This is a genomic window from Kutzneria sp. NPDC051319, assembly GCF_040682195.1.
In the GTDB taxonomy this organism is placed as follows: Bacteria; Actinomycetota; Actinomycetes; order Mycobacteriales; family Pseudonocardiaceae; genus Kutzneria.
The window spans coordinates 1-22,390 of sequence record NZ_JBFBAM010000043.1; the positions used below are offsets into that span (position 1 = coordinate 1).

General features: G+C 66.1%; 22 protein-coding genes and 1 other RNA gene. 11 read left to right on the forward strand and 12 right to left on the reverse strand.

The genetic code is table 11. The features are described from left to right. Positions 1-83: 83 nt before the first annotated feature. From AB0M73_RS32110 to AB0M73_RS32130, 5 genes are all read right to left on the reverse strand, one after another. Positions 84-1,775, reverse strand: a complete 1,692-nt coding sequence (locus tag AB0M73_RS32110; protein WP_363898490.1) for an ABC transporter family substrate-binding protein — start codon at positions 1,773-1,775, stop codon at positions 84-86. 188 nt (positions 1,776-1,963) lie between these two features. Then, positions 1,964-3,640 carry an ABC transporter family substrate-binding protein gene (locus tag AB0M73_RS32115; RefSeq protein ID WP_363898492.1) on the reverse strand — a complete coding sequence of 559 codons (1,677 nt, stop codon included), beginning with the start codon at positions 3,638-3,640 and terminating at the stop codon, positions 1,964-1,966. A gap of 5 nt (positions 3,641-3,645) precedes the next feature. After that, positions 3,646-5,817, reverse strand: a complete 2,172-nt coding sequence (locus tag AB0M73_RS32120; protein ID WP_363898495.1) for an ABC transporter ATP-binding protein — start codon at positions 5,815-5,817, stop codon at positions 3,646-3,648. After that, positions 5,814-6,758 (reverse strand): ABC transporter permease, encoded by a 945-nt coding sequence (locus tag AB0M73_RS32125; protein ID WP_363898498.1) that lies wholly within the window; start codon positions 6,756-6,758, stop codon positions 5,814-5,816. Before AB0M73_RS32125 ends, AB0M73_RS32120 begins: the two co-directional genes overlap by 4 nt. Before the next feature lie 14 nt (positions 6,759-6,772). Further along, positions 6,773-7,753 (reverse strand): ABC transporter permease, encoded by a 981-nt coding sequence (locus AB0M73_RS32130; protein ID WP_043718922.1) that lies wholly within the window; start codon positions 7,751-7,753, stop codon positions 6,773-6,775. A 269-nt stretch (positions 7,754-8,022) separates the two neighbouring features. On the opposite strand from AB0M73_RS32130, the gene AB0M73_RS32135 reads away from it, so the two are divergent. The 8 genes from AB0M73_RS32135 to ssrA all read left to right on the forward strand — a co-directional run bounded on the left by AB0M73_RS32135 (position 8,023) and on the right by ssrA (position 14,477). Further along, on the forward strand, positions 8,023-8,523 hold the full coding sequence (locus tag AB0M73_RS32135; RefSeq protein ID WP_043730106.1) for a helix-turn-helix transcriptional regulator: 501 nt from the start codon (positions 8,023-8,025) through the stop codon (positions 8,521-8,523). 192 nt (positions 8,524-8,715) lie between these two features. Then, on the forward strand, positions 8,716-9,819 hold the full coding sequence (gene prfB / locus AB0M73_RS32140) for a peptide chain release factor 2 (RefSeq protein WP_043718921.1): 1,104 nt from the start codon (positions 8,716-8,718) through the stop codon (positions 9,817-9,819). A gap of 99 nt (positions 9,820-9,918) precedes the next feature. Next, positions 9,919-10,608: a cell division ATP-binding protein FtsE gene (gene ftsE / locus AB0M73_RS32145; RefSeq protein WP_043718920.1), complete on the forward strand. Its 690-nt coding sequence runs from the start codon at positions 9,919-9,921 to the stop codon at positions 10,606-10,608. Between the two features lie 64 nt (positions 10,609-10,672). After that, a complete protein-coding gene (ftsX, locus tag AB0M73_RS32150) occupies positions 10,673-11,575 on the forward strand; it encodes a permease-like cell division protein FtsX (RefSeq protein ID WP_043718919.1) in 903 nt (300 codons plus the stop codon). Positions 11,576-11,608: 33 nt separating this feature from the next. Beyond that, positions 11,609-12,088 (forward strand): SsrA-binding protein SmpB, encoded by a 480-nt coding sequence (gene smpB / locus AB0M73_RS32155; protein WP_043718918.1) that lies wholly within the window; start codon positions 11,609-11,611, stop codon positions 12,086-12,088. Next, entirely contained in the window at positions 12,088-12,972 is an 885-nt protein-coding gene (locus tag AB0M73_RS32160) for an amidohydrolase family protein (protein ID WP_363898505.1), read from the forward strand. The genes smpB and AB0M73_RS32160 overlap by 1 nt, the downstream gene beginning before the upstream one ends. A 218-nt stretch (positions 12,973-13,190) precedes the next feature. Then, the gene (locus tag AB0M73_RS32165; protein WP_363898679.1) at positions 13,191-14,045 is read left to right on the forward strand and encodes an EamA family transporter; all 855 of its coding nucleotides are present in this window, start codon (positions 13,191-13,193) and stop codon (positions 14,043-14,045) included. Positions 14,046-14,103: 58 nt separating this feature from the next. Further along, positions 14,104-14,477: a transfer-messenger RNA gene (ssrA, locus tag AB0M73_RS32170) on the forward strand. A 214-nt stretch (positions 14,478-14,691) separates the two neighbouring features. On the opposite strand, the gene AB0M73_RS32175 is transcribed toward ssrA, so the two are convergent. Then, positions 14,692-15,156: a recombinase family protein gene (locus AB0M73_RS32175; RefSeq protein WP_363898508.1), complete on the reverse strand. Its 465-nt coding sequence runs from the start codon at positions 15,154-15,156 to the stop codon at positions 14,692-14,694. Next, the gene (locus AB0M73_RS32180) at positions 15,156-15,512 is read right to left on the reverse strand and encodes a hypothetical protein (protein ID WP_363898511.1); all 357 of its coding nucleotides are present in this window, start codon (positions 15,510-15,512) and stop codon (positions 15,156-15,158) included. The genes AB0M73_RS32175 and AB0M73_RS32180 overlap by 1 nt, the downstream gene beginning before the upstream one ends. 68 nt (positions 15,513-15,580) lie before the next feature. On the opposite strand from AB0M73_RS32180, the gene AB0M73_RS32185 reads away from it, so the two are divergent. Then, entirely contained in the window at positions 15,581-15,994 is a 414-nt protein-coding gene (locus tag AB0M73_RS32185) for an exonuclease domain-containing protein (RefSeq protein WP_363898682.1), read from the forward strand. Further along, positions 15,972-16,598 (forward strand): dTMP kinase, encoded by a 627-nt coding sequence (tmk, locus tag AB0M73_RS32190; RefSeq protein ID WP_363898514.1) that lies wholly within the window; start codon positions 15,972-15,974, stop codon positions 16,596-16,598. Before AB0M73_RS32185 ends, tmk begins: the two co-directional genes overlap by 23 nt. A 125-nt stretch (positions 16,599-16,723) precedes the next feature. On the opposite strand, the gene AB0M73_RS32195 is transcribed toward tmk, so the two are convergent. From AB0M73_RS32195 to AB0M73_RS32210, 4 genes are all read right to left on the reverse strand, one after another. Continuing rightward, complete coding sequence (locus tag AB0M73_RS32195) at positions 16,724-17,881, reverse strand: radical SAM protein (protein WP_363898518.1); 1,158 nt, start codon at positions 17,879-17,881, stop codon at positions 16,724-16,726. 176 nt (positions 17,882-18,057) lie between these two features. Next, positions 18,058-18,936, reverse strand: a complete 879-nt coding sequence (locus AB0M73_RS32200; RefSeq protein WP_363898521.1) for a helix-turn-helix transcriptional regulator — start codon at positions 18,934-18,936, stop codon at positions 18,058-18,060. Continuing rightward, positions 18,911-19,453, reverse strand: a complete 543-nt coding sequence (locus tag AB0M73_RS32205) for a DUF6879 family protein (RefSeq protein WP_363898685.1) — start codon at positions 19,451-19,453, stop codon at positions 18,911-18,913. The genes AB0M73_RS32200 and AB0M73_RS32205 overlap by 26 nt, the downstream gene beginning before the upstream one ends. Further along, complete coding sequence (locus AB0M73_RS32210; protein WP_363898524.1) at positions 19,450-19,812, reverse strand: hypothetical protein; 363 nt, start codon at positions 19,810-19,812, stop codon at positions 19,450-19,452. Before AB0M73_RS32210 ends, AB0M73_RS32205 begins: the two co-directional genes overlap by 4 nt. Positions 19,813-19,855: 43 nt before the next feature. Between AB0M73_RS32210 and AB0M73_RS32215 the strand changes: the two genes are divergently transcribed. After that, entirely contained in the window at positions 19,856-20,830 is a 975-nt protein-coding gene (locus tag AB0M73_RS32215; protein WP_363898527.1) for a hypothetical protein, read from the forward strand. A gap of 259 nt (positions 20,831-21,089) precedes the next feature. Here the strand turns inward: AB0M73_RS32215 and AB0M73_RS32220 are convergent, their stop codons facing one another. Continuing rightward, entirely contained in the window at positions 21,090-22,280 is a 1,191-nt protein-coding gene (locus tag AB0M73_RS32220) for a hypothetical protein (RefSeq protein WP_363898530.1), read from the reverse strand. Positions 22,281-22,390: the final 110 nt, after the last annotated feature.

Sequence of the window (22,390 nt, forward strand, 5' to 3'; positions counted from 1 at the left end):
GGGGGCGGGCGGGGGGGGGGGGGGGCCCCCAACGCCTGCGGGGGCCCGGCGGGGGCGGCGCGCCCCCCTCTCTCGGTCAGCGATTACTTGGTGAAGCCGATGTTGATGTAGTCGATCGGGTTGGTCGCGAAGCCCATGGCGCCGTAGTTGGCGACGGTCTTCTTCGTGGCGACCGCGCCCGGCAGCTGGTACAGCGGCAGCTCGCCGGCGACGTCCCAGAGCATCTTGTCGATGTCGTTGACGTCCTGGGCGCGCTTGGTGTCGTCCAGCTCGGCCACGGCGCTGTTGAAGGCGTCGTTGATGGCCTTGTTGCCGACGTGGCCGTAGTTCTGCTGCACGTTGGCCGGGTTCGCCAGGTCGAGCGAGTAGGCGCCCTTCTGGCCGGACGCCGGCGTGCTGGCGCCGATCCAGCGGAAGGTGGCCAGGTCGAAGTTGCCGACGTTGACGTACTTCGGGAAGAAGTCGGCGGTGGGCACCGCGTTGATGGTGACCTTGACGCCGACCTGGGCCAGCTGCTGCTGCAGGATCTTGCCGGTGTCGTCGGAGGCCGGCGTGCTGGAGCTGACGTAGGTGATGTCCAGCTCCTTGCCGTCCTTGGACCGGAACTGGCCGCTCTGCTTCCAGCCCAGCGCGTCCAGGTCGGTCTTCGCCTTGTCCACGCTGAACTTCAGGTCGCCGGAGTTGTCCTTGTACTCCTTGGTGCCCTGGGCGAAGATGTGGTTGCCCAGCAGCGGCGGGTTGGGCGTGATCTTGCCGATCTCGGCGTTGGCGATGGCCTTGCGGTCAATGGCCTCGAACACGATCTGGCGCAGCTTCTGGTCGGCCAGGATGCGGCCCTCGCCGCCGTTGAGCGTCAGGTGCACGGTGTCCGGGGCGACGGCCTGGCGCAGCGAGACGTTCTGCATCGTCTTGTAGCGGGTGATGGCGTCCAGCAGCGCGTTGGTGTCGGCCACGTCGATCGCGCCGGACTGCATCGCGTCGGGCATGGTCGGACGGGTCAGCACCTTGAACAGGATGCCGTCCAGGTGCGGCTTCTTGCCCCACCAGTTCGGGTCGCGAACGACCGAGACGGTCTTCGCGGTCAGGTCGATCTTGCCGATCTTGAACGCGGCGCCGGTGATCTTCGGCTCGTCCACCCAACCGGTGTTGAACTCGGTCGGGTCGGAGTTCAGCTCCTTCGGGTAGAGCGGGCTGAACAGGCCCTTCCACTCACCGAAGGGCTTGTCGAAGGTGATCTTGACGTCCTGGTCGTCCGAGCCCCGCTCGACCTTGGAGATGTTCTCGTAGCCGGTCGTGGTGTTGGGCTGGTAGGCCGGGTTGGTCCCGTTCTGGGCCTTCCACTGCCACTCGAAGTCCTCCCAGCTCATGGCCCGGCCGTTGGACCACTTCGCCTTGGGATTGATCTTGAACTCGAGCACCTGCGGGCTGGTGGACACCACGTCCGCCGAGGTCAGGTAGTCCTTGTTGATCTCGAGCGTGGCGTCGGCCTTCTCGGTGAAGATCCACGGCTCCAGCGTGTTGGACATCCGGGCGCTGGCGACGTCGTTGCCGTCGACCTGGTTCTGGTTCCAGTTCGCGGACGGCGAGTCGATGGCGAACTGGAGGGTGCCGCCGTCCTTGATGTTGTCGTCCGGCTGCGGGTTGATGTCGTTGACACCCGCCTTCTGATCGCCCTGCGGCAGTTGTCCGCCACCACCTCCGCCGCCGCAGGCGCTGAGGGTGAGCGCCGCCGCGAGCACCGGCGCCGCGAGCGCCAGCACCTTCCTTCTGCCCATCGAACTGACCTCCGTTGTTCCTCGTGACCGTCCGACGGCGTCGTCGGCCGGTTTGCCTGTCCGCCCACGGCCCGCCCCGGTCACCTGGTGTTGCCCGGCGCGCACCTTGGGTGATTCCTCCCCAGTTGCGACACTGGCCCGGCGACACTGTGGTCGCCGGGCCAGCTGTCACGGAATCGTCCGTCTGATCACTTGAGGAAGCCCATGTTCGCGTAGTCGAACGGGTACTGCGCGAAGCCGAACGCGCCGAAGTTGGCGAGCGTGTTGCGCACCGCGTAGGCGCCGGGGACCTGGTAGGTGGGCAGCAGGTGCCCTTCCTTCCAGATCTCGGTGTCGGCCTGCTGGATCAGGTCGACGCGCTTGTTCTCGTCCAGCTCGGAGCCGGCCTGGTCGAGCAGCTTGTTGATGGTGTCGTTGCCGATCGCGCTGTAGTTCTGCTGGGTGTTGCCCGGCGTGAAGTAGAACGCGGCGGCGTTGGCCGAGATCGGCTGCGGCGGCGCGGACAGGCCGTAGGCGACCAGGTCGTAGGCGCCGCGGTAGACGTAGTTCTTGAACAGCTCCGCCGCCGGCACCGAGTTGATCTTGGCGTTGACCCCGGCCAGCTTCAGCTGCGACTGCACGAGGCCCGAGATCGCGGTGGAGATCGGGTTGCCGGCGTCGATGACGAAGTTGACGTCGAGTTCCTTGCCGTCCTTGGCCCGGAAGTCGCCGCTCTGCTTGTAGCCCAGCTCGTCCAGCTTCTTCTTGGCCGCGTCCAGGTCGAACTTGATCGGCGCGGAGTTGTCCTTGTAGTTCTTGGTGCCCTTGACGAAGAAGTGGTTGCCCAGCGGCGTCGGGTCGGTGCTCATCGGGCCGAGCAGCGCCTTGGCGATCGACTTGGTGTCCACCGCCTGCTCGACCGCCACCCGGGTGGCCTGGTCCTCCAGCGGCGTGCCCTTGGCCCCGTTGAAGTCCAGCAGGTTGTACTGGGCCTCGGTGGACTGCCGGATGGTCACGTTCTGGATCGTCTTGGCCCGCTGGTACAGGTCGACGCTGGAACCGATGCGGTACCAGTCGATCGCGCCCGAGGCCAGCGCGTCCGGCAGGGCGTTGCGGGAGACCACCTTGAACAGGATCTGGTCCAGGTAGGGCTTCTTGCCCCACCAGTTCGCGTCCGGCACGACCGAGACGGTCTTCGCGGTCAGGTCGATCTTGCCGATCTTGAACGCGCCCGCGGTGATCTTCGGCTCGTCCTCCCAGCCCTTGTTGAACTCGTCCGCCGTGGCGTTGAGCTCCTTGGGCGTCAACGGCGAGAACAGGCTCTGCCACTCACCGAAGGGCTTGTCGAAGGTGACCTTGACGTCCTGGTCGCCGCTGCCCTTCTCGACCTTGCCGATGTTCTCCAGCCCGGTCGTGGAGTTGCACTGGTAGTCCTTGTTCTTGCCGTTGCAGGCCTGCCAGTCGGACTGGAAGTCCTCCCACGTGATCGCCCGGCCGTTGGACCACTTGGCCTTCGGGTTGATCTTGTACTCGACGACCTCGGGGCTGGTCGAGACCACCGAGGCCGACTCCAGGTAGTCCTTGTTCAGCGCCAGCGTGTTGTCCTGCTGCGCGGTGAACAGCCACGGCAGCATGGCGTTGATCATCCAGGCGCCGGTCTGCGTGGAGCCGTCGGTCTGGGACGGGTTCCAGTTGTCCGACAGGGAGTCCACCGGCCACTGCAGGATGCCACCCTGCTTGATCTTGTCCGCGGGCTGCGCGTTGATGTCGTTCTTACCGACGGTCGACTCGTTGGACTTGAGGTTGCCGCCGCCGGAGTTCCCTCCGCCGCAGGCCGTGACGAGCAGCGCCGCCGCGGCCAGCGCCCCCAGTAGCTTCTTGTTCATCGGTTTCAGACCACCTGTTTCGTTCGGGCGAAATGACAGGCCACTTCGTGATCCTCGCCCTGGGACTCACGGGGCGGCTCCACCTCGATGCATTTCGCCTTGTCCGAGTCGGACAGTGTGGCGTGCAGGAAGCAACGGGTGCGGAATCGACAGCCGGACGGCGGGTTCGCCGGGCTGGGCAGGTCGCCGGACAGGATGATGCGCTCGCGCGCGCGCTCCTTGACCGGGTCCGGGATCGGGATCGCGGACAGCAGGGCCTGGGTGTAGGGGTGGCTGGGCGCGCCGAACACCGAGTCGACGTCGCCGATCTCGATGATCTTGCCGAGGTACATCACGGCCACCCGGTCGGCGATGTGCCGGATCACGGACAGGTCGTGGGCCACGAACAGGTAGGACAGCCCGAGCTCGGCCTTGAGCTTGTCCAGCAGGTTGATCACGCCGGCCTGGATGGACACGTCCAGCGCGGACACCGGCTCGTCCAGCACCAGCAGCTTCGGCTCCAGCGCGAGCGCGCGGGCGATGCCGATGCGCTGCCGCTGGCCGCCGGAGAACTCGGCCGGGTAGCGGTCGGCGTGCTCGGCCCGCAGCCCGACCAGGTCCAACAGCTCCGGGATGCGCTTGCGGATGTGCGCGGTGTCGATCCCGTGCACCTGCATGGGTTCGGCGATCACGTCGCCGACCGGCATGCGGGGATCCAGCGAGGCCAGCGGATCCTGGAACACGACCTGCATGTCCCGGCGAATCGCCTTGCGCCCCTTGCCGTCCAGAGTGGACACGTCCTTGCCCAGCACGGAGATGTTGCCGCCGGCCGGCTGCTCCAGGCCGAGGATCTGCATCAGCGTGGTGGTCTTGCCGCAGCCCGACTCGCCGACCAGGCCGAGCGTCTCCTGCTCGCGCACCTCGAAGCTGACGCCGTCCACCGCGTGCACGGTGCCGACCTTGCGCTTGAGCACGACGCCCTTGGTCACCGCGAAGTGCTTGACCAGCGACTCGACCCCGAGCACCACCGGCCGCTCCGCCCGCGGCCGCAGCGCGGCCTTGGGCTCCTCGATCAGCTCCGCGCCGAACACCTCGACGGCCGTCTCGATCGCGGCCGCGTTGCTGGCGTCCACGCCCTCGATCTCGTCGGCGGCGGCCTCGGTCGCGGCCAGCTCGGCGCTGCGGATGCAGGCCGCCCGGTGCGCACTCGTGCCGTCCACTTCGGACAGTGCCGGCTCCTCGGTGAGGCAGTCGTCCACGGCCATCGGGCAGCGCGGCGCGAACGGACACCCCGGCGGCAGGTCGGTCAGCGACGGCGGCTGGCCCTTGATCGGCACCAGCGGCAGCTTCTCGGCGGCGTCCACCCGGGGCAGCGAGCCCAGCAGGCCGAGCGTATACGGCATGCGCGGCTGCTGGTAGATCTCGTTGACGTGCCCGGTCTCCACCGCCTTGCCGGCGTACATCACCATCAGCCGGTCGGCGAAGCCGGCGACGACGCCGAGGTCGTGGGTGATGATCACGATGCCGGCGCCGGTCACCTCCTTGGCCGTCTTGAGGACCTCCAGCACCTGCGCCTGCACGGTCACGTCGAGCGCGGTCGTCGGCTCGTCGGCGATGATCAGGTCCGGGTCGTTGGCGATGGCCATGGCGATCACCGCGCGCTGCCGCATGCCGCCGGAGAACTCGTGCGGGAACGCCTTGGAGCGGGCGCCCGAGTTCGGGATGCCGACCAGGTCCAGCAGTTCCACCGCGCGGTTGTTGGCGGCCTGCTTGGTCAGCCGGCCCCGGCCGTGGATGAGCAGCGCCTCCGCGATCTGGTCGCCGACGGTGTACACCGGCGTCAGCGCGGACAGCGGGTCCTGGAAGACCATGGAGATCCGGCGCCCCCGGATCTTCGACAGCTGCACGTCGGACAGCCCCAGCAGCTGCTGGCCCTGGAAGCGGATGGAACCGGTGATCCGTGCCTGATCGGGCAGCAGGCCCATCACCGCCAGCGAGGACACCGACTTGCCCGAGCCGGACTCGCCGACGATGCCGAGCACCTCGCCGCGTGAGACCTGGTAGCTCAGGCCGCGCACCGCGTGCACGCGGCCGGCCTCGCTGGGGAAGGAGACATCGAGGTCGGCGACCTCGAGGACCGGCCCGTCTCCGGCGCCGTCGAGGAGGCCCTCGTCCAGCGAAATCTCGGAGGCGCTCATGCCAACTTGTCCTTTCGCTTCTCGCGCCGGCGGGCGCGGGACGCCGTCGGGTCCAGCGCGTCGCGCAGACCGTCGCCGACCACGGCGACCGACAGCAAGGTGATGATCAGCAGCACCGCGGGCGCGTAGAACAGCCACGGGAAGGTCAGCGCCGAGCCGGTGCCGACGGAGATCAGCGTGCCCAGCGAGACGTCCGGCGGCTGCACGCCGAAGCCGAAGTAGCTCAGGCCCGACTCCTGCAGCACCGCGCTGCCGACGTTGATCGTGGCGTCCACGATCAGCAGCGAGGACATGTTCGGCACGATGTGCTTGAAGATTGTGCGCCACGGGGACTGCCCCATGAATCGCGCCGCGCTCACGTACTCCCGCGTCTTGAGCGTCAGCGTCATGCCGCGCACGATGCGAGCGGTGATCATCCACTGGAACACGACCAGCAGCACGACCAGGATCAGCCAGCTCGATCCCTTGAACAGCGGGCTGGCGATGCTGATGATCAGGAACGACGGCAGCACCAGCAGCAGGTCGACCAGCCACATCAGGGCGCGGTCGGTGATGCCGCCGAAGAAGCCCGCCGCGGCGCCGACGACCGCCGACAACGCGGTCGAGATCACGCCCACCAGCAGGCCGATCGTCAGCGACTTCTGCAGACCGCGCATGGACGCCACGAACATGTCGGTGCCGATGTTGTCGGTGCCGAACCAGTGCAAGAGCGACGGCGGGTCGTAGGTGAGGCTCGTGTCGTGGAACTCGTAGCTGTACGGGGAGAACAGCGGGTAGCTGAAGGCCACGATGTACAGCAGGACGATGACGACGATGCCACCCAGCGCCCAGCGGTTGCGCATGAAACGGCGGCGCACCAAGGCGCCGCGGGAGACCGGCTTGCTGGTCACGATGTCGGCCGCGGCGTCCTGCGCGGCGGCCGGGTTCACGGTGGTGCTCATGTGCTTCTGGCCTCCTACACCCGGATCCGCGGGTCGAGCAGGGCGTACAGGACGTCGGACAGCCAGCCGGACAACAGGACGCAGACGGCCACGAACAACGTCACCGTGGCGGTCACGTTGGTGTCCTGGTCGTTGATGCCCTGCACCAGCCAGGCCCCCATGCCCTGCCAGTTGAAGATGGTCTCGGTGAACACGCCGCCCACCACCAGCAGGCCGAAACCGAAGGCGAACAACGTGGCCATCGGAATCAGCGCGGTGCGCAGGCCGTGCTTGAAGAACGCGCGCCGACGGGTGAGGCCCTTCGCCTGCGCCGTACGGAGGAAGTCGCTGCCGAGGACGTCCAGCATCGCGCTGCGCTGATAGCGGCTGTAATAGGCGATCTGGCCCAGGACGATGGTCACTGTCGGCACGATCAGGAAGCGCAGCCGCTCGTCGAACGCGGCCAGCCAGCCGGCGTCGGCGTCGAGCGTTCCGCTGTACTCACCGGTGAACTGGAGCCACTCGCTGCCGGTGGCGTTGTTGATCGCCTGGGCAACCTGCTTCACCAACGGGCCGAGCACGAGCACCGGGGTCGCGAGGATCACATAGGAGAAGAAGGTCGATATGTAGTCGAAAAGTTTGTACTGACGGACGGCGCTGGCCACCCCGATCAACACACCGAGCGCGATGCCGATGGTGATGCCCAGCAGGAACAACCGCAGGCTCACCCCGACCCGGCGCCACAGCTCCTCGGTGATCGCGTGGTCCTTGGTGGTCTCGCCGAAGTCGCCGTGCAGAACGCCTTCGCCCCAGGTCAGGAAGCGCACCGGGATCGGTTGGTCCAGGTGCAGCTCGACGCGCTTGGCCTCGATCGTGGCCGCGGGTGGCGGCGGGTTGTGCTGCCTGAGCAGGCTCAACGGGTCGAACGAGATCGAGGACAGCGTGAAGGACAGGAATGTCGCCACCACGCAGAGCACGATGTAATTGATCAGTCGGCGAACAAGGAAGCCGAACATCGCCTAGCTCCTCCCAACGGCGGAACGGATCCGCGCCCGTCGGTGGAAGGATGAATGTGTGGTGGTCGGAGCGGTCACCCGGGGGATTCTGCGGCTTACTCCCAGTTCTCGCCACCCTCCAGCGGCCGGATTCTTGCGCCGATTGGGTAACGAAGGGCATGCCGGCTGCTCCGGACGGCGCAACCGCAAGGCCATTCGGTGATCAGCCACTGTGGACTGAACGGCAGACCATTGTGGACAGCCGCTCGTTGCCGTGGCACCGTAGTGGGGTGTCTGAACTGAACGCAACTGCCGCTGCACTGCTCGGATTGCTGCACGACGGTCCCAAGACCGGCGGGCAGCTGGTCACGGCGGCCGGTGAGCGCTTCGGCGCGTTCTTCAGCGTGACCCGCAGCCAGGTCTACCGGGAGCTGCCGGCGCTGGCCGAGCAGGGCCTGCTCAAGTTGGGCAAGCAGGGCCCCCGCTCCAGCCAGCAGTACGTGATCACCGCTGCCGGCAAGAAGGCCTTCAAGACCTGGCTGACCACCGAACCCGGTCCCGACCACCTGCGCTCGCCGCTGATCCTGCGGCTGGTGCACGCCAGCTCGCTGACGCCCAAGCAGCGCGCCGGACTGGTCGAGTCGGCCAAGGTGGTCTACGGGGCGGAGCAGGAGACCCACCGGTCGGCCGCGAAGTCGGCCGAGGACCCGTACGCCAAGGCGGTGGCCGAGTTCGCGCTGGCCCACGCCAAGGCCGTGCTGAAGCTCCTGGAGAGCATCCCGACGAGCTGATTGGGGACGGGCTCAGGGAGACGTGCGTCCGCGGAGAACGCGGACCACGTCGCCCGCCGTGCCTTGTGGGGGCCTGGCCCCCACGTCCCCGCACCGGGGGCAAGCCCCCGGACCCCCGTTCGCGGTGTCGGTGGCGCGACCCCCGACCCCGACCGCGCCGAGTAGTTCCGCGCTGACGTAATCTTGTTTGTTGTGAACCCGGACGTAGAAGCCGACCTCAAGGACCTGTCCGCGACCCTGGCCAGCGTCGAGGCCGTCATGGACCTCGACAAGCTGCGCGCGGACATCGAGCGCCTGGAGGCTGATGCGGCCCGTCCGGACCTGTGGGACGACGTCGAGACCGCCCAGCAGGTCACCAGCCAGCTCTCCCACAAGCAGGGCGAACTGCGCCGCGTGACCAACGTCCGGTCCCGCCTGGACGACGTGGCCGTGCTCTACGAGCTGGCCGAGGACGCCGACGACGCGGACAGCGTGGCCGAGGCCGACGCCGACCGGTCCAAGCTGCGCGAGGAGATCGCCCAGCTCGAGGTCCGCACCCTCCTGTCCGGCGAGTACGACGAGCGCCAGGCGCTGGTCACCGTGCGCTCCGAGGCCGGCGGCGTGGACGCGGCCGACTTCGCCGAGATGCTCATGCGCATGTACCTGCGCTGGGCCGAGCGCCACGGCTACACGACCGAGGTCTACGACACCTCCTACGCGGAGGAGGCCGGCATCAAGTCGGCGACCTTCCAGGTGAAGGCCCCGTACGCCTACGGCACGCTCTCGGTCGAGCAGGGCACGCACCGGCTGGTGCGCATCTCGCCGTTCGACAACCAGGGCCGCCGCCAGACCTCGTTCGCCGGCGTCGAGGTGGTCCCCGTGGTCGAGCAGACCGACCACATCGACATCGACGAGAAGGAGCTGCGGGTCGACGTGTACCGCTCGTCCGGCCCCGGCGGCCAGGGCGTCAACACGACCGACTCCGCGGTCCGGCTGACCCACATCCCGACCGGCATCGTGGTGTCCTGCCAGAACGAGCGCTCGCAGCTGCAGAACAAGGCGTCCGCGATGGCCGTGCTCCAGGCCAAGCTGCTGGAGCGGCGCCGCCAGGAGGAGCAGGCCAAGATCAACGCGCTCAAGGGCGACGGCGGCTCCAGCTGGGGAAACCAGATGCGCTCGTACGTGCTGCACCCGTACCAGATGGTCAAGGACCTGCGGACCGAGTTCGAGGTCGGCAACCCCACGGCCGTGCTCGACGGGGACATCGACGGCTTCCTCGAGGCCGGTATCCGGTGGCGTCGCAGCTCCGGGCAGTGACCGGATGTCATGAAATCCGTGTGAGCTGACGCCGTCGAAATCTCACCCGGACGGGGCTAGATGTCAGGCCGGTAACGGTCGCGGGTAAGCTCGCCGACCGTGATCCGGCTAGAACACGTCACCAAGGTCTACAAGACCTCGACCCGGCCCGCCCTCGACAACGTGAGTGTCGAGATGGGCAAGGGCGAGTTCGTGTTCCTCATCGGCCCGTCCGGCTCCGGGAAGTCCACCTTCCTGCGGCTGCTGTTGCGCGAAGAGGTGCCGAGCAAGGGGCGCGTCTACGTGTCCAACTTCGACGTGGCCAAGATGGCACGACGGCGGGTGCCACGGCTGCGCCAGTCCATCGGCTGCGTCTTCCAGGACTTCCGGCTGCTGCCGACCAAGACGGTGGCCGAGAACGTCGCCTTCGCGCTGGAGGTGATCGGCAAGCCTCGGCACACCATCCAGAAGGTCGTGCCCGAGGTCCTCCAGCTGGTCGGCCTGGACGGCAAGGCCGACCGCATGCCCACCGAGCTGTCCGGCGGCGAGCAGCAGCGGGTGGCGATCGCCCGTGCCTTCGTCAACCGCCCGCTGGTGCTCATCGCCGACGAGCCCACAGGAAACCTCGACCCCGACACCAGCCAGGACATCATGCTGCTGCTGGAGCGGATCAACCGCACCGGCACCACCGTCCTGATGGCCACCCACGACCACTCGATCGTCGACTCCATGCGGCGCCGCGTGGTGGAGCTCGACCACGGCAAGGTCATCCGCGACGACGCCAGGGGCGTCTACGGAGTCGGCCGCTAGCGACCGCAGGCGCCCGTCCCCCGCGGTCGCTGATGAATCCCCGAGCCAAGGAACGTCAACCCCGATGCGTGCCAGTTTCGTCTTCAGCGAAGTGATCACCGGGCTGCGCCGGAACATCACGATGACCATCGCGATGATCCTGACCACGGCGATCTCGCTCGGCCTGCTCGGCGGTGGTCTGCTCATCGTCCGCATGATCGACAAGATGCAGCTGATCTACTCCGACAAGGTGCAGGTCATGGTGAGCCTCACCGACGACATCAGCGCCAACGACAAGAGCTGCTCCTCGTCGATCTGCGCCAACCTCCAGCGCGAGCTCCAGGGCTCGAGCAACGTGGAGACCGTCACCTTCCAGAACCGCGACCAGAGCTTCCAGCGGTTCCAGCAGCTGTTCCAGGCCGAGCCGGAGCTGCTGCGGCTGACCCGGCCCGAGTCGCTGCCGGCGACGCTGCAGATCAAGCTGACCGATCCGAGCCGGGCCGACGTGCTGGTCAAGGCCTTCGCCGGCAAGCCGGGCGTGAAGACCGTGGACGACCAGGGCGTGTTCCTGCAGCGCTTCTTCGGCATCCTGGACAGCATCCGGTACGCGGTGTTCGTCGTCGCCCTCATCCAGGCCGCGGCGGCGGTGCTGCTGATATCCAACACGATCCAGGTGTCGGCGTTCACCCGAAGGGTCGAGGTCGGCATCATGCGCCTGGTCGGCGCGACCCGCTGGTACACCCAGCTGCCGTTCCTCATCGAGGCCGTGGTCGCCGGCATCATCGGCTCCGTGCTCGGCATCATCGGCCTGGCCGTGCTCAAGGAGTTCTTCCTCGACGCCGCCCTGTCCGGGCCCATCGCCTCCGGCGTGCTGCCGCGGCTGGACCTGCTGGACGTGGTGGCCATCTCGCCGATCCTGGTCGGCGTGTCCGCGGTCATCTCGGCCATCACCGGCTACGTGACCCTGCGCCTGTACGTGCGGCTGTAGTAACCGGCTGGCGCGCGGACGTAAAATCGAATCATGCCCAAGGAACAGGGCCGCAAGGCCATCGCGACCAACCGCAAGGCGCGCCACGACTACGCCATCGTGGACACCTACGAGTGCGGTGTCGTCCTCATGGGCACCGAGGTGAAGAGCCTGCGGGCCGGCCGGGCGTCCCTTGTGGACGCCTTCGCCACCGTCGATGACGGCGAGGTCTGGCTGCGCGGGCTGCACATCACCGAGTACGAGATGGGCACGTGGACCAACCACGAGCCGCGCCGCAACCGGAAACTGTTGCTGCACAAGGCCGAGATCCTCAAGCTCATCGGCAAGACCAAGGAGAGCGGCCTGAGCCTGGTGCCGCTGTCCATGTACTTCAAGGACGGCAAGGTCAAGGTCGAGCTGGCGCTGGCCAAGGGCAAGAAGTCCTGGGACAAGCGGCAGACCTTGGCCAAGAAGGACGCGGAGCGCGAGACCAGCCGCGCCATGGGCCGGTGGCTGAAGGGCCGCAGGGATTGATGAGTCCCGCTGCTGACTCCGAGATCGCCGGGTGGGTCCGTTCGTTGGGCCTGCCCGGCATCGTCGATCTGCACGTGCACTTCCTGCCCACGCGGATGATGGACAAGGTGTGGGCGTACTTCGACGCCGCCGCCGTCCACTATGGCGTGGAGTGGCCGGTCCACTATCGACTGCCGGAGGCGGAGCGGCTGGCTCGGCTGGCGTCGTTCGGCGTGACCGGGTTCGCGCCGCTGGTGTACCCGCACAAGCCGGGCATGGGGGCGTGGCTGACGTCGTGGGCGATGGACTTCGGGTCCCGCACGCCCGGGGCGGTGCCGACGGCGACGCTGTACCCGGAGCCCGGGGTTGCCTCATATCTGGGTGAGGCGGTGGCGGCCGGCGCGCGGTGCGTGAAGGCGCACGTCCAGGTCGGGGCGTACGACCCGAGGGATCCGTTGCTGGAGCCGGCATGGGGGCTGCTGGCCGAGGCCGGGGTGCCGGTGGTCATCCACTGTGGACACGGGCCGGTGCCGGGCGAGTACACCGGACTGGACCTGTTCGAGCAGGTGCTGCGTCGGCACCCGCGGCTGGTGGCCGTGCTGGCCCACGCCGGCATGCCGGACTTCGACGAGGCGCTGCGGCTGGCGGCGTCGTATGAAACCGTTTTTCTGGACACCACCATGGTCGGGACGCCGTTCTCGGAGCGCATGTCGCCCGTGCCGGCGGACTGGCCGGCGCGGCTGGCCGATCTCGGCGACCGCGTGGCGCTGGGCACCGACTTCCCCAACATCCCGTACGACTACGCGACGCAGCTGCGGGCCATCGCCTCGTGGGGGCTGGGCGACGACTTCCTGCGGCGGGTGCTGCACGACACGCCGGCCCGGCTGCTGGGCCTTCAGGCGTGAAGAAGCCCCCGTCCGTGAACCTGGGGGTGAACGGGGGCCTCCGGCGGGCCGTCGATGCGGGAGTGGACGACCACACTGTGATGGACACGTTCGGGGCCCAACTCTGACGCCTGCCGTCGAGATTCACTCGAATGGAGTATTCAGAGTGTGATCCGCTCGGCATGCGGGCAAGGATTCCGCAAATATCGCGGTTGTTGGATGATGTCGCCGTGGGATCGATGGTGTTTGCGCTGGTGGCGGCGCTGGGATACGGGCTGAGCGACTTCGTCGGCGGGCTGGCGTCCCGTCGAACTCACGTGCTGCGTGTCGTGCTGCTGAGCTACCCCATCGGCCTGGCCGGGCTCCTGCTCGTCGCCCCGCTCTCCGGCGGCCACATCGGCGGCTTCGACCTGGTCATCGCCATGATCGGCGGCGCCGCCAACGGCCTGGCCATCATCTGGTTCTACAGCGCGCTGGCCACCGGGCCCATGAACGTCGTCTCCCCGCTCACCGCCCTGCTGGTCGCCGGCCTGCCCATGGTGTTCGGGCTCGTCACCGGCGAGCAGTTGGGCGGCATCGCCATCGGCGGCGCCGTCATGGCCGTCGTCGCCGTCGTGCTCGTCAGCCGCGAAGAACGCACCGCCGTCGACGAGGCCGGGCCCGTCCGGTTCACCGCCCGCGTCGGCTGGCTCACCATCGGCTCCGGCGCCGCCTTCGCCGTCTACTTCGTGCTGCTCGACCAGCTCCCCGACGACAGCGGCCTGTGGCCGCTGGTCGTCTCCCGCGGCACCGCTACCGCCCTCGTGCTGGCCGCCGCCCTCGTCGCCGGGCAGTTCCGCATCCCGGAACGCCAGGCCATCGCCCTGTCCGTCACCGCCGGGCTGCTCGACGCCGTCTGCAACACCGCGTTCCTGCTCGCCCTGCGCACCGGCCTTCTCGCCGTTGTCAGCGTCCTGACCTCGCTCTACCCCGCCGCGACCGTGCTCATGGCCCGCCTCGTCCTCAAGGAACGCACCGGCCGCGTCCAGCGCTTCGGCCTCGCCCTGGCCGCGATCTCCGTCACCCTCATCGCCGGCGGCTCCGCCCTAGCGTGAACCGGGATGAACCCGGAGCCCGGACGCGTTATGCTCAGAGGTGTCAGACCCACGACCAGGGGGTGAACGGTTTCGACTTTGTGCGTCAAGTCAGGGGAAGCGTGTAGGTGCAGGCGAGAGACCACCTCAAGCGTCGCCGCAAACCAATAAGCGCCAAGACTAACAGTCGCGCTGACTACTCCCTCGCTGCCTGAGTAGCGTAGGAGTGTCTGTCGGCCCGGGATCGCCTCCGACCCGGTAGCCGGCATCAGCTAGGAGGCTAAACCGCAGAACCCGGTCGCGGGGGACTGCGGGACATCCACAGCGACTGGGCCCGTCACACCGTCTCGTCCGCGTGAACGGTGGGGCCGAGCAGAGACACAGCGGACTGCACACGGAGAAGCCCTGGTAAGGCGACAGAGGACCCGGGTTCGATTCCCGGCACCTCCACTCGACCCTGGGAGCCCCTTGTCTGCCTATGGCAGACCGGGGGCTCTCGTCGTATCTGTGGGGCTCGCGCCCCACACCCCCAGCCAGGAGGGGCTTCGCCCCCCTGGACCCCCCACTCCCGGTTGGAGGCTCCAAGAGCGGAGGGGTGCGGTGCTGGCTGGTCGGCGATCGGAGGCGGGCCAGTCGAGGGCAGCGGGTCCCTGAATTGTCCGTTGTCCTACTTGGTGTTCTCGTCCAGGTGGTTACGTGCCATACGGGCAACGGCTCGGGGGCACCCGGCCTCACGTTGCCAGTCCAGCAGCAACCAGCAGGAGATCACCGTAATACCGGCCACACAGAACGCCACCGACACCCCGATGTCCACGCCCGTTGCCCAGAAACGGCGGGCCAGCTGCATGGTGGTGGCTTCGTCGGACGAGAGGTCTTCTGGCTGAAGGAGAAGCACGCCAGTGGGCTCTTCCAGTCGCAGCAGGATGCATAGCTGGCTGAAGCCCGGCCGGCTGACGACTTCGTCGCTGTAGCCCTCGTCGACGAAGACTCGGCCGAGGCGAAGGCCGTGCTTGCCGGCGTACTCCTCCAGCTGCTGCCGGCGATCGGCGTAGGCGATGGGGTCCACGTCCGGCAAGCGGAGGTAGCCGAAGACCAGCGGCCGATCAACGTCCGGCATGTCGGGGCGGGACATCACGGCGTCCACAGCCGACTTGGGGCTATCACCAGGTGTGGCGCCAGGCGGTCGCCCGGTTCGGGCAGCGCTAGCAGCTCCTGGACGACCTCCTGAAGCTCGCTGCTCTCCTTCAGCCAGACGGTGCCACCGCCGAACTGTTCGTCCAGCACTCGGATGCCGACGACCTTGCTGCGGTCGTAGATCCACAGCGCGTCCGTGTAGCGCTGTCGGCTGAAGCTGCCGACGATCCCTTGCAGATCGGCGTGTTCGTCGGCGATGGGCCGGAAGTACCAACCGGCCTCCCGCACGGTGACGAGCTCGCTGAGTTCGGGGAAGCGGCGCAGGGCCTCCTCGACACTGACCGGCGCGGTCATGAGGTCACCGTCCGGCTGGCAGCGAGGAGTGGCAACAGCCGGTCCCGGATCGAGGCCGCATCCACGGCCTGACCGACAAAGCGGTCGCCGACGCGCCGGCCTTCGACGACGTCGCCGCCGAAGTACTCAAGGCGTTGGATGCCGACGCCCTGGTGGCCCACAACGCCCACGTTGATGTCGGTGTCTTGCAACGCAAGCTGGGCGACTGGGACTGCCCGGAAGTGTTCGACACGCTCAAGCTGGCCCGCCGGCTGCTGCCTGACCGGCCGACCTACAAGCTCGGCGCGCTGGTCGATGCGTTCAAGCTCGACGAAGGTCTGGACGAAAGCCTTGTCCCGCACCGAGCAACCTACGACGCACTCGTGACGGCCCGCCTGTTCCTGCGGCTGGCCAACGTCCTTGATGACCGCCCCCTCACCGTGGAAGAACTCCGCGGTGATTCACCTGGAGGAGGCGACGATGAGCCTGCGACTTTGTTCTAACAGCGGCAGCGGCATCTTCGTCAGCATCGACGGGCCGAGCGGCGCCGGCAAGACCACGATCGTTCACCACCTGGCGCAACTGCTGGTATCGCAAGGAGAACACGTCTACGTCACCAGCGAGCCGTCTGCCGGCCCAATCGGCAAACTCTGTCACGAGCTGACCGAGACCGTCAGCGGCCACGCCTTGGCCTGTCTCTACGCGGCTGACCGCTACCACCACGTGGCGACGGAGATCCGGCCGTACCTCGCCACCGGCGACATCGTGATCTCCGACCGCTACGTGGCATCCGGCTTGGTGATCCAGCGCTTCGACGACGTGGCGCCGGCATTCCTGTGGCAGCTCAACGAACACGTCGACCGGCCTGACTTGGCCGTCGTCCTCGACGCTGACCCCGATGTCATCGCGGAGCGGCTGATTGACCGCGGACCACACAACCGCTTCCAGCATCTCTCCGGCAGTAGTCACGCCGAAATCGCCTACTACCGCGAGGCTGCCGATCAGCTGGTCACGGCTGGCTTCAAGGTCCTGCGGGTCGACTGCGGCGAGCGACCACCCGCCCAAACCGCCGGGCGGCGAAGTTCCGGATCGGCAGCGCCGGCTTGACCAACCAGCTCACCGGCTCTCCGACGACGCCGGCCACGATCGGCACGGCGGCCAGCTCGACTAGATCGGGCGGCTGCTGGCCGTTGCCCTCGACGTCCACGATCACGTAGCTGAGGCTCGTCCAGTCAGTCATTGTGGTTTCCACCCTTCCAACCGATGTCGGCACGGCCGTGCCGCCGTTCATGGTGGGGGTGACGGATGTCGTGTACCTGAAAGCCGAGGGCGTGTTGGAGGTAGTAGCGCGGCTGTTCCGTGGCCAGGCCGGAGACCACGGCCGCCCGCTCGGTGATATCCGTGACCACCACACCCCGCGCCTCGGGGACGGCTTGGGCCGTTTTCCAGATGCGATCGGCCGCCGGCACGCGGTAGGCAGACTTGCACCGGACAAGCTGGCCCAGCGGGCAGATGTCGCACAGTTCCCGGATGCCGTAGTGGCCGTTGTAGTCCGGCAGTCCGTGCGCGTAGCTGACGGCGCAGGAAGTCTTGCGGAACAAGGGAGATTGGGTGCCGAAGCGGCTCAGTACCCGTGCCTCCAACGTCTCTGGCACGATCTTGCGGCGGGCGGTGTCCTCGTATGGCTCCGGTAGGCCGTTGGCGCGGTAGTAGTCCGCGATCTCGTTCCGGTAGAACAGGCCGGTGAAGACCGTGGCGTCGGCGTGTGCGGCCAGTTGGAAGGCCGTGTCCAGGTGCTCTGGTGAGTCGTTGAGACCTGGCACGAGCGGCCGCCAGTACAGCACCGTGCGGTACTTCCGCTGCGCCGGCGCGCTCATGAGCTTCAGGGAAGCCGCAGCCACGGCCGAGGGGTACGGCTCGATCTTCGGGTCGTCGATACCGGAGTACGTGAACAGCAGCGTCACTTTGAGCGAGCGCAGCTGGTTAAGCCGGTCGGCGTCCTCGGGCTTGAGGCTGTGCCTGGTGATGACGAGCACGTGGTTGGTCAGGCCGCGTGCGTCCAGGTCTTCCAGCACAGCAAAGGTGTGCGGCCGGACGGCCGGCAAGAACGGCTCGGTCGCCCGGTTGAACAGCTGGATCGGCGTGACGTGCGGTGTGAAGTAGCGATGGCCGACGAGCTCCTCGACGGCCGCTTCGTCGGTCATGATCGCCCGCGGTTGCCGCTCGTCCCACAGGCCGTAGGTGTGCCGGATGCAGTAGGCGCAGTCCAGCGGGCAGCCTTGGATGTGGTTGAGGCTGAGGCCGCTTTTGCGGTATTCGACTACCTGGCGGCTCCGAGCTGGTAGCCGGTCGAGCTGGTCCTTCGTCAGAAGGGCAACACGAACACTCACGTGGTTCTCCCTCTCCGAACTGACACGGACACGCGGGGTGTGGCGGGTCCGTGTCGGAGGGTAAGGAGATCACCGACGAAAGGAAAGAAAGTTTCTTGGTATTTCTCGAATCTCGCCCGCATTGGGCCGAGGAAGCAACATCAAGAAGGACGGGGCCGGCGGTTGGCGGGCTGGCGCTAGAAGTCGGCGCTGTCCTGCTCTGACTCGCCCGGGCTCAGGTCGGCGATGACCCGGTTGATGATCGCCCGTGCTGCGGCGCCGTAGCTCGCCACGGCGGCATGGCGCTCGAAGATGCCGCTGTAGAACTCGATCTCCTGCGGCTGCCGGAGGTTCAGCTCGGCGGAGTAGGTTTCGACGCGTACCAAGTCATTGTCCAGCAACCAGAAGCCGTGTCGCGGGTCGGTGACGTACTGCGTGTCGAAGCCGATGATCCCCAGTCGCACGTTGCGCATCGAGGACAGGGCGATGAGGCGGTCGAGCTGCGCCAGCATGACGTCCACGGGAACCAGCCGGTACCGCAGCGCGGCCTCGGTGATGATGAAGTGGAAGCGCTTGTCCTGGCGGTACAGCATCTCCTGCCGCTGCATCCGGGTCCGGACAGCCTCGTCGATGTCGTTCGGCACCTGGAGCATCGTGATCGCGTCGGCAAAGCGGGCGCGGGCGTAGTCGGGTGTCTGGATAAGTCCGGGGATGAAGGCGCTCTCGAAACCGCGGTAGAGCTTGATCTGCTCGTCCTGCTGCGCCAGCGAGGTCTGGTGTGCCTTCATGCCGGCCTTCAGCAGCCGGCTCCACTCGGCGTGCTGGAGTTCCAGCGTGTGCAGTGCCGCGAGCAGGCCGGGCGTCTCCTGCTCGGCATCGGTCACGCTGGTCCAGGCACGGATGTCGTCATCGGTCGGCGTCTGCTTGCCGTTCTCGAGCTTCGACACCTTGGAAGCCGGCCAGGACAGCGACTCCGCGAGCTGCTTGCCGGAGAGATCGGCAGCCGTGCGCAGCTCGCGGAGTCGCTTCCCGAGGGCGCGTCGCGCCTCGTCAACGCTGGTAGTCCCGCTGTTCATGCTGGGTGACAAACTCGTCCTGTCGGGTTGCGAGGTGCCGAGCGGCATCTCGCCAGTAGTTGTGTTGCACGATCACCGCTGGGTCTTCGATGACTTCGGCACCGACGAAGCGGTCATCTTCACCGAAGTGCATCATGACCAGCTTGCGTGAGTCGAACAGCCAGTAGTCGTGTCGCGGAAGCTCAGCGGCCTGGTCACGGGGCAGGTAGCGGATGTCGTCCCCAGCGTCGAACGTGTATCCCGCCAGCCACAGGCCGAACCGGCTGTAGTCACTGAGCGGCACGCTGACCACCCGCACCCGCGCGAACAGGCGTCCTGCTTGCGTGGCTTCGCGGACCATTTGCAACCAGCCTTGGAACCATGGCAGGTCATCCGGCTCGCCGGCCAGGTACTTCCGGAAGGAGTCCGTCTCGTCCGGCGAGTTGTACCGGTCGCGCGTCTCCAGCCGGAAGGCCGTGTGCTCGAAGGCCCGAAAGAGCGCCGCGAACTCTGGACCAGGCTTGATGAGCTGCGTCAGCGCGTTTCACCTTCCTGCTGGTAGCGGCGGGCGTAGAACTTCAGCACGTCTTCGGGGATCTCGATGAGGGTCTCGTGGTCAGGCACCGGACCGACGTCCGCTAGCACCTGCGGGTCGGTCACCTTCCAGCCCTGTGCGATGTAGGTGACTCGGTCCGTCCGGTCGGTGGCGAACAACGTCGGCGAGTCGCCCTGAGCTGACTCCGGGTCCTTGCCAAGAAATTCTGCTCGCATAGCCTCTCCTTGCTCGAACTTGCCGAAATCTGCTCGTTCATGGTGGCGGACGGTGGGGGAGACGTCAACGGTCGGGCCATGATCATCACGGTGCGGTCGGGACCGGATTGTCTTGACAGCAGCCACCTACAGCTTCGCCTGGTGTACTTCGGCATGTGAGAATCCTTGGATGCCGTCCACCTCGATGTCAGGTTTCTACTGGCTCGGATCTGCCATGCTCGTGGAAGGTCCGCGCGACATCCTTGCGCCCGCCATCTCCTTCTCCGAAGCGTACGAGGTGACATGGGAGCACGCGCTTGCTTCCGGCCTTAGGGTCATCAGCCACCGTGGCGGGTTGGTTCTCATTGACTTCAGCGCCCTGCCGAACTCGATGTCGGTCTCGATCGAGGCAAAAACATTTACCGATGAGTCTTTTGTTCAAGCTGTAGATAGCATCCTGCTTCGTACGAAGGTCATGAACGCGTGGATTCTGTGCGTGCAGAGCGCAGTTGTTGAGTTGCACGACCACGTGCGCGAGACGTTCCGGGTTAGTCATCGTGACCTAGTGCATACCAACAATGTGAACGAAAGCGTAGGTGGTGCGCAGTCGCCCGTCGGCATTGTACCCGGACTCGGGTTTGCTAATACCTTCATTAGTCGCCACTGGGCAATACCGGCTGAAACGCTCGTGCGGGCGTGCGAGTTGCTTGACGCGATCATGGCTGCGGGATCGCAAGCGCTCGACCTGATTGATCTGATCTCGCTCGCCACTGAATCTCTCGGCGATCACAACTACGCTCTTGGCGTCACTACAGCGTGGACAGCATCCGAAACGATGATTCAGATCATCTATAAGGAGTATCTTCGGCGGCCTCCGCTGCGGCCGGATGGGCCGCCGGTTACTGGGAAGCGTCGAGACATCCTGGAAGGCCGTGACTACTCTGCGTCGATCGTCATCGAGATGTTGGCGCTCGGCGGAGTGCTTAGTGATGCTGAGTATAATGGCATCACGAAGGCGCGTCGTGCGCGGAACAACTGGATTCACGACATGAAGCCCACGGACATGGGAACCGGCAAAGGTGCGCTCGATGTTGCACTCGGGCTGTTTGAGCGCAACATTGGCGTCAAGCTCCTGGTGATCCCGTATATGCCCGTTGTCATGTAGAAGCCAGGTCGCCGTAGCGGGCTGTCCTTATTCCGCTGCGTCTGAACCTTGAAGCCCGTTGACCAACTGCTCAACGATGGACGCTTCGACCGGTGTGTAGCCGCCGTGTTCGGTGATGTACAAATGGAGACGGAGTCAGCTCTCGCCATCGGCAGCATTTATGCTGCATAGCAATGGAATGAGTTCGACCATCCGGTTGGCAAGTTCTTCAAGTATGTCGTCGGCGACAGGATGTGTATATTCGTTCATGCGTCCTATTCTAATCGCTGGATTGCTGATCAAAGGGCTTCCCTGGTGGCCACTGCTCCGGCAACCCCAATAGCTCGTGTATGGGACGACGTGGCGGCGTGAACTGCCTTCGGTTGTCTCGAAACGCATTCTCGCCCCATGCCGGTAGGCAGTCCACCGGATGACTCGCCGCTGGGTGACCCCAGAAAGTTGGAATCTGTTTGGTTACACTCGTTGGGAGTATGTCCTGTGCAACGAGTACGCCAGAGACATTTGGGTGGTGCCATCCACTCTTGTTGCGGAAGTAGCCGACATGTATATCATCCAAGGCGTCTGAGACGTCAATCCCGTCGGGGCCGAGGAACGACGTGCCAACAGCTACGATGAACGGAAGGTCCATCGTCGTGCCATAAGCCTTCCCCTTGGTTGCCACTGCTGCTCTGAAGGGAGTCCTGTCGTCGGCAAAGCTGGCACCGTAGTCGTACATGCCGATCGGTCGAATACCTTCCTTGCCACGGTTCTCTGGTGACTTCGGGATTGGCTGAAAGCTGATGTGCCAACCGCGGTTTCGCCACTCGTAGGTCTCTATATCGTCGAAGCTGTGGTCGGCCTCGATTTGTCGGCCGATGACATCGGGATTGAGTCCGGCAAGCCACGCTTCGAGTTCGCGGCGCAGTGGTCCTGTTGGAGGACTGAACTTGTCGACGCTCTCAACATGCACGGAAACGTAGAAGGTTGGACTGTTGATTCCCTGAATCGCGTCATATATGCGGTTCTTGTCCCTCTCGCTAGCCTGCTTTTCGTCAGGTCGGGCCATGCATATAGCTTCAAGGTAGAAGGACTGACCCGCGCTCGTGGCGAGAAAGTCCGGCCTACGTGTAGTTCCGGCTATCTCAGGGTGGCACTCGACGGTATATCCCGATTTTACAAGCGTCTCATGTAGATAGAGTTCCCAGAATGCTGATCGAAACTGGAGATTGTCATCATCCCTGAGTCGGCCTCGTACGTCGGCCTGTGCGCTTGGGCAGAGTCGTGTGAACCAATCTTCAACGAGCTGCCTGACCGCCTCGAAGTATGGCGTGTGGGCTCGGTTGAGGAAGGCGGACATGCTCTCGCTATTCTGTGAACGGGACGAGTCCGTTCGCTGAAAGTCGTCAAATACCCGCATCTTGTTGGTATGCGTCGGGTCGGGCGGTGATGCTGCGGTTTCACCTTCGTCCATCTGTGCAGCATACGGCCGTGGGCTACGGTGCGCTAGCGGGGGCCGCTATTGTTTACTAGGGTCTGCTCCGGGGTTACGAACTTCGGCATACGGTCACGGTGATGGGCGCA